The sequence below is a fragment of the Mycobacterium sp. E796 genome (assembly GCF_001672815.1).
Classification (GTDB): Bacteria; Actinomycetota; Actinomycetes; order Mycobacteriales; family Mycobacteriaceae; genus Mycobacterium.
Genome location: NZ_LZKK01000157.1, coordinates 1 through 6,494, shown reverse-complemented (window position 1 = coordinate 6,494; position 6,494 = coordinate 1). Strand labels below are relative to the sequence as shown.

The window sequence follows — 6,494 nt, the reverse complement described above, 5'->3', positions numbered from 1 at the left end:
TCCGCTGCCCGCTGCGCTCCAGCCGGGTGACCGTCGACCCGTAGCGGAACCGCACCCCGGCGTCGGCGGCGGCCGCCGCGAGGGCGTCGGGCAGCGCCCGCACGCCGCCGCGCGGGAAGAAGACCCCGGCGACCGTGTCCATGTAGGCGATCACCGCGTACACCGCCAGGGCATGTTGGGGCGCGACACCGGCGTAGAGCGACTGGAACGTGAACACCCGGCGCAACCGGGGATCGCTGATGTGGCGCTTGACCATCGTGTCCCACCGGCGGAACCCGCCGAGGGCGGCCAACCGCGCCAGCTGAGGACTCAGCAGCGACAGCGGGGAGTCGAAGTTCGCGGCGATGAAGCCGTCGAATTCCGTGCGATACAGCCGGTTCAGCCAGTCGCGCAGCCGCCGGTAGCCGTCGGCCTGCTGTGGTCCGGCGAACTCGCGCACCGCGGCGGCCATCCGGTCGGCTTCGGTGTGCACGTCGATTCCGCTGCCGTCGGCGAACAGCGCCCGGTAGGCCGGGTCGACCGGGCGCAATTCGACTCTGTCCGAGGCGGTTTCGCCCACCGCGGCGAACGCCTCGTCGATGATGTCCGGCATCGTGAGCACCGTCGGGCCGGTGTCGATGTGGTAGCCGTCGACATCGCGCCGCCCCGCCCGGCCGCCGGGCCAGGCTTGGCGCTCGACCACGGTGACTTCACGGCCGCGGCCGGCCAGGTGCAGCGCGGCGGCAAGCCCCGCGAATCCCGCGCCGACCACGACGACGTGGTCGGTGCGCCCGGACACCGTGCGGATGCTCATGCGGCGCGCCGGGTGCACAGGCCCGCCATGTCGACGAGCGCGGCGGTGAGCGCGCCGTCGACGATGTTTCCGTCCAATGCCTTGAGAGCCGCCTCGACGCGATCGGCGATCAGTTGTTCGATCAGCCGCACCGCCCCGGTGGCCAGGATGAGGTTCCGCCACTGGTCCAGTGCGGAGTCGTCGAGCTCCTCGCCGCTCATGAATTGGCGAAACTGCCGGCGGGTCGACGCGTCGGCCAACTCGTGCGCGGCCACCACGACGCTGGTGGCCTTGCGCTCGATCAGGTCCCCGCCGTTGGGCTTCCCGGTCACCGCGGGCGACCCGAAGATGCCCAGGATGTCGTCGCGCAGCTGGAAAGCTTCGCCGATGGCGGTGCCGTAGTCGCCTAGCGCGTCGAGCACCCGGGCGTCGCACCCGGCCATCGCGGCGCCGATCTCCAGTGGCCGGCGCACGGTGTAGTTCCCGGACTTGCGCCGCGCCACCTCCAGAACGGCCTCCATCGTCGGTAGGTCCCGCATATCGGTTGCCAGGTCGGCGAACTGGCCCACCGCCAGCTCGGTACGCATGGCGTCGTAGCGTGGCCATGCCTTGAGCAGCTGGTGGCGCTCGAGGCCGCTGTCGCGCAGCATCTGCTCGGCCCAGATCAAACAGAGATCGCCGAGCAGGATGGCGGCCGATTCGCCGAACCGCCGCGAGGAGCCGGACAGCCCGCGGCGGCGGTGCCACGTGGCGAATTGCAGGTGCGCGGCCGGGCGACCGCGCCGCGATGGCGAATTGTCCATGACATCGTCTTGCAACAGCGCAAACGCGTGCAGCAACTCGAGGCTGGCGGTTGCCGACAGTGCCGCATCGCTGGGAGTTTCGCCGCATAACCAGCCCAGATACATGAACGTCGAGCGCAGGCACTTGCCGCCGTTGACGAACTCCAGCAAGATGTCGCCGGCCACGTCCACCCCGCAGGCACCCAATGCGTCGTGGCATCGCTCGGCGACGAATCCGGTGACTTGATCGAGCACCGCCCGCCGCAGACTCATACGCCAGGCGTCCAATTGGTCTTTGTCGGGCAGGCACATCGGGCCGACCGCCTCCCACGAAACGTCCGCCAGCCGCCGGCTCGAAAGGCTCGGATTCACGCGTTGATACCCCTCTGGTGACGAAACAAAACACCGGGCGACGGCCAACGACTCGGCGCCGCTCAGTTAAGTTATTGAAACATTAACTTACTGAATGATCGAGCGGTACGCCAGTGCTGGCGGACATGCGCTGCTTGTCGCTAGCCCGTGCGGTGAGGTGCGTCGCCGGACGCCGTTATGGCCTCAGGAGGGGATGGCGGCGCGTTGCGCCGGCTCGTGCCGGAGTCGCCGATCGGCGACGATGCCCGAGAGCAACTGGCGCCTGGCCTTGACGATGTCGTCGAGGAGTTGGAGGGCTTCGGCCACCGATCCCACCACCTGCAAACCGTGATCGGTGATGATGTGCAGCAGCGGGCGCATCGCAGGGCCGGTGACGACGCTGCAGTGCACCCGCGCCTGGCGATGTTCGTGGTTGAGCGACAGCAGCGCCCGGAAACCGTCAAGGCTCAAAAAATCCAGCTGGCTCAGGTCGAGGATCAACGGGGTTTTCAGGCGGGAGAAACGGCGGATCGTCTGGGCGAACTGGTCGGCATTCGACGCGTCGATCTCGCCATCGACGCGCAGGACGGTGCCCAGGCTGCGCGCATATACGTAGAGCCGCGCGCCCTCGAAGTCGGCCATGTAACGGCAGCTGGCGGGTTGTTTTTTCTCCGGTGAATCCATGGAACGGTGAGCAGTCATCTGGTGGGCCAATCGGCTGGTGAGGGGAGCGGCAGGTGCGGCCATGCATCGCGCTCGAAAAGAAGCTGTGAACTCAACCTGGTTTACATGCTAGCCGCCGCGGCGCCCCGCCGTGGCGGAATGGCAATGCGGATTTTTCGCGCCGCGCCGCGGGCCAGGCGTGACCGGGGACGTGGCGCGGCAACTTCCCGTAGATATTCGTTTTCCGGCCGGGACGCATCCGCCTCCCGTTCGCTTTCGGACCCCTTGCGGCCGGGGTTTCTCGCGGGCAAGAACGGGAACCCGGCGCCGGTGGACGTTTCTGATCTTGTGGCCAAGCCCTTTCAATGGGGATCCGCACTGCGCGGTCGCCGGTTTTTCCATCCGGTCGGCGTACTCGCCGACGGCTCGCTCGAACGCGTCGCTCCCGCGGCCGACGGGCTGCCCGTCCCTTCGTCCGACGTCGTCGCCCGAATCTCCAAGGCCGCCGGCACCCCGGGGGTCCTGCCCGACTTCATCGGCCTGGCCCTCCGCATCGCGCCCCAGCAGGTGGCGGCGTCGCCGTGGGACATCCTGCTGGTCTCGGCGGGTTCGGGTGTGCTGGCCCGGGCCGTGGCGCTGCGCCCGACCACGTCATGGTCCGGCCAGACGCTGACCAGCCTGATGCCCTTTCGCTATCAGGGCAGCGTCTGGTGGCTGAGGGCACGAATCATGAGTGATGTCAACGGGTTTGGACTGTCGCTGGACAGCGTCGAGCAGGCCATCGGCAATACCGGCATCGACTTTGCGATCGACCAGGCCTGCGGCCGGGGCGATTTCACGCCACTGGCCCGGCTGAGCCTGACCGGCGTCCTCGACCCCGAGCCGGACGTGTCGTTCGATCCGGTCACCAACACCGCGCCCGGGGTGAGCCTCTACCCCGATTGGCTCGCCGATCTGCGGGCCCGCGCCTACCGGCGCAGCCGCGACGGCAGGGACGCCGAGTGAGGCCTGAACTATCGGACGCGCCCGAGCAGGTGCCGCAGGGCGGTGTCGAGGTCGGGTTGACGAAACCGGTGCCCGGCCGCCGTGAGCTTGTCGGGAACCACTTTCTGGCTGGCGCACGCGAGTTCGCGGGCGCCCTGCTCGCCCAACAGCAGGCGGGGGCCCAGGGGCGGCACGGGCAGCAGCGCCGGCCGGCGCACGACGTGGGCGAGGGTGCGGGTGTACTCGCTGTTGCGGACGGGTTGCGGCGCAACGGCATTCACGGCGCCCGACAGGCCGGCGTCCCACACCGCGCGGTGGTAGATGTCGACCAGGTCGTCGATCGCGATCCAGGACAACCACTGCCGGCCGTCGCCGAGCCGACCGCCCAATCCCGCGCCGAACAGCGGACGCATCAACTTCAGGGTGCCGCCGCGGGGTGATTGCACGATGCCGGTGCGCACCCGCACCACCCGCGCTCCGGCCGCCGCCGCGGGCGCCGTCGCATCCTCCCACTCGGCGACGACGTCGGCCAAGAACCCGTCCCCGCGATCGCTGTCCTCGGTCAGGGATTCCTCGCCGCGGTCGTAGCCGTAGTACCCGATCGCCGAAGCCGAGACGAATACGGGGGGCGCCGGGTGGGTTTGGGCCACCAGTTCGGCCAAGCGCCGGGTCGGGCCGATCCTGCTGTCGCGGATCGCATTCCGGTGGGCGTCGGTGAACCGGCCGGCGATCGAGGCGCCGGCGAGATGGATTACCGCGTCGACCCCGCCCAGCAGGTTCGGATCGGGGTCGTCGGGATTCCACCGACGCTCGTCGTCGCCGCCGGCGGTCCTGCGGATCAGCGTGATGACGCGGTGGCCGCCCGTGCGCAGGAACGCAGTCAGTGCCGAACCGACCAGCCCCGACGCCCCCGTGACGGCGATGGTCGCGGCGCCGAGACCGGCCTCGCGGGCCAGCCGGTGCGCGGCCAGGTCGTCGGCCAGCTGGCGGTGCCGGTAGGCGAACATCGGGCGCAGCAACGACCCTGGCACCGGCGTGTCGACCCGGTCGATGACCCTGGTGCGGTCACCGCCGACATCCTCGAAGTCATGGGTGTGTCGCCACCGCACCGCGATCCGGGCCGGCAGGGCCGCCGGCCCGCCGCCGCCGATGGCGTCGACGAATCGCCTTGGCGGATCGTAGGAGTCGGCTTGGTGCTCGGCCACCCAGCGCAGCCCCCCGGGCAGCGCGAGCGTGGCGCGCCCGTCCTCGAGCGAGTCGGCCTCGGTGATGACGCGCATGGGCTGCCACGGCGGCGAGAGCCGGTTGAAGGCGCCCGGCCGGGCGTGCCAGGCGAACACCTCGTCGCGCGGTGCGTCGATGACGCTCGAATACTGCAACCCCATCGCTCGAACGTTAGCGGTCCGGCAGCGCGTGCTCCACGATGGGCAGGCGCGGCTGCGGCTGCCGCTCGCCGCGCTTGGCCGCCAGATAGACCTGCGCGGTCTCCCTTGCCACCGTCCGCCAGTCGAAGTCGGAGGTGAGCCGCTCGCGGGCCGCGCGGGCCCGCCGCTGCGCGGCGTCGGGATCGTCGAGCACGGTGCGGACGGCCGTGGCCAGCGCCGCCACGTCGCGGGGCGGGAACGACACCCCGGTCTGGCCGTTGATCACGGCCTCGCCCAGGCCGCCGATGTTCGAGGTCACCAGCGGGGTGCCGGCCGCGGCGGCCTCCAAGGCGACGAGCCCGAACGGCTCGTAGTGGCTGGGCAGCACGGCCGCGTCTGCCCGATGCAGCAGCGCGAGCAGCTCGGCGTGCTCGAGGTGCCCGACAAACCGGATCGCCTTGAGCACCCGGTGTTTACGGGCCTGCTCGATCAGCCAGTCCTGCTGAGTGCCCTCCCCGGCGATGGTCAGCGTGGTGCCCGGGTGGCTGCGCCGGATCCGCGGTAGCGCTGCGATGGCGTCGTGCACGCCCTTCTCGTACTCCAGCCGCCCGAGGTAGAGCAGCTCGGCCGGCCCGGTGCGCGGCCGGCGGGGCGCGAAGGGCCAGCGCGCCGCGTCAATGCCGTTGCGGATCACGATGATCTCGGCGAGGCCGGGACCGAACAGCTCGGTGATCTCGTCGGCCATCGACGCCGAACACGTGATCAGCGAATCGGATTCGCGCACCAGCCACGATTCGACCGCGTGCACCTGACGGCTGATCGCGCCGCTGACCCAGCCCGAATGCCGGCCGGCTTCGGTCGCGTGAACCGTGGAAACCATTGGCGCGTCGTAGAACTGGGCAAGAGCGACGGCCGGGTGGGCGACCAGCCAGTCGTGCGCGTGCACGACGTCGGGACGCCACGACCGGTCGCTCCCGTATTTCTTGAGCGACAGCCCGGCGCGGATCATCGAGTGACCCATCGCCAGGGTCCAGGCCATCATGTCGTTGCTGAACGTGAATTCGTGCGGATCGTGTGCGGCCGCGATGACGCGGACGCCCTCGCTGATCTCGTCGCAGGACGGGTGGGTGCTGGGATCGGTGCCCGTCGGCCGGCGCGACAGGACGACGACGTCGTGGCCGGCGGCGGCCAGCGCGGTCGAGAGGTGATGTACGTGCCGGCCCAGCCCGCCGATCACCACCGGCGGGTATTCCCACGACACCATCAGGATCTTCACGCGTGGGCCCCCCTTCGGTGGCGCGAGTGGCCCCAAAATGCCGCACACACCGGCGTGTCGCCGTACGTTTGGGGACCCTCGCGGCAAGGGGAGGCGCTCACCGGGGCAGCCTACGCGCATCCAGGGCACCGAACAGGCCGTCGGCGCGGTTCCAGCCGTCGGCCAGCCGCTGCGCGGTGTCGCGCCGGCCCGACGCCAGCGCTCCGGCGATCTCGCGGGTGGCGTGCGCGTGCAGGTGCGCGCGGTAGCGGGCGTAGTCGGCGGCCGAGTCCTTGCTGACCATGAACGGCCAGTCGCTGGAC

General features: G+C 70.3%; 7 protein-coding genes. 1 reads left to right on the top strand and 6 read right to left on the bottom strand.

What is annotated here, in order from left to right:
• The 3 genes from crtI to A5706_RS11445 form a co-directional block, all read right to left on the bottom strand.
• A partial coding sequence (gene crtI, locus A5706_RS11455; protein ID WP_156767070.1) for a phytoene desaturase family protein occupies positions 1–793 on the bottom strand: 793 nt, incomplete at its 3' end.
• Positions 790–1,866, bottom strand: a complete 1,077-nt coding sequence (locus A5706_RS11450; RefSeq protein ID WP_068130371.1) for a polyprenyl synthetase family protein — start codon at positions 1,864–1,866, stop codon at positions 790–792. The genes crtI and A5706_RS11450, both read right to left, overlap by 4 nt.
• 243 nt (positions 1,867–2,109) lie before the next feature.
• Entirely contained in the window at positions 2,110–2,547 is a 438-nt protein-coding gene (locus A5706_RS11445; RefSeq protein ID WP_068130367.1) for an STAS domain-containing protein, read from the bottom strand.
• A 351-nt stretch (positions 2,548–2,898) separates the two neighbouring features.
• Here A5706_RS11445 and A5706_RS11440 point away from each other — a divergent pair, with 351 nt between their 5' ends.
• Positions 2,899–3,573, top strand: a complete 675-nt coding sequence (locus A5706_RS11440; protein ID WP_068130364.1) for a phosphodiesterase — start codon at positions 2,899–2,901, stop codon at positions 3,571–3,573.
• An 8-nt stretch (positions 3,574–3,581) separates the two neighbouring features.
• Here A5706_RS11440 and A5706_RS11435 read toward each other — a convergent pair whose 3' ends face one another.
• The 3 genes from A5706_RS11435 to A5706_RS11425 form a co-directional block, all read right to left on the bottom strand.
• On the bottom strand, positions 3,582–4,937 hold the full coding sequence (locus tag A5706_RS11435) for a TIGR01777 family oxidoreductase (protein WP_068130360.1): 1,356 nt from the start codon (positions 4,935–4,937) through the stop codon (positions 3,582–3,584).
• Between the two features lie 10 nt (positions 4,938–4,947).
• Complete coding sequence (locus A5706_RS11430; protein ID WP_068130357.1) at positions 4,948–6,192, bottom strand: glycosyltransferase family 4 protein; 1,245 nt, start codon at positions 6,190–6,192, stop codon at positions 4,948–4,950.
• A 97-nt stretch (positions 6,193–6,289) separates the two neighbouring features.
• Positions 6,290–6,494, bottom strand: a 205-nt coding sequence (locus A5706_RS11425) for a 1,4-alpha-glucan branching protein domain-containing protein (protein ID WP_156767069.1), incomplete at its 5' end; no start/stop codon positions are given.

Bases quoted from the DNA above. Each gene is read 5' to 3' on its own strand.
- A5706_RS11450 (WP_068130371.1), bottom strand. From the start codon at position 1,866: ATGTGCCTGCCCGACAAAGACCAATTGGACGCCTGGCGTATGAGTCTG.
- A5706_RS11435 (WP_068130360.1), bottom strand. From the start codon at position 4,937: ATGGGGTTGCAGTATTCGAGCGTCATCGACGCACCGCGCGACGAGGTG.
- A5706_RS11445 (WP_068130367.1), bottom strand. From the start codon at position 2,547: ATGGCCGACTTCGAGGGCGCGCGGCTCTACGTATATGCGCGCAGCCTG.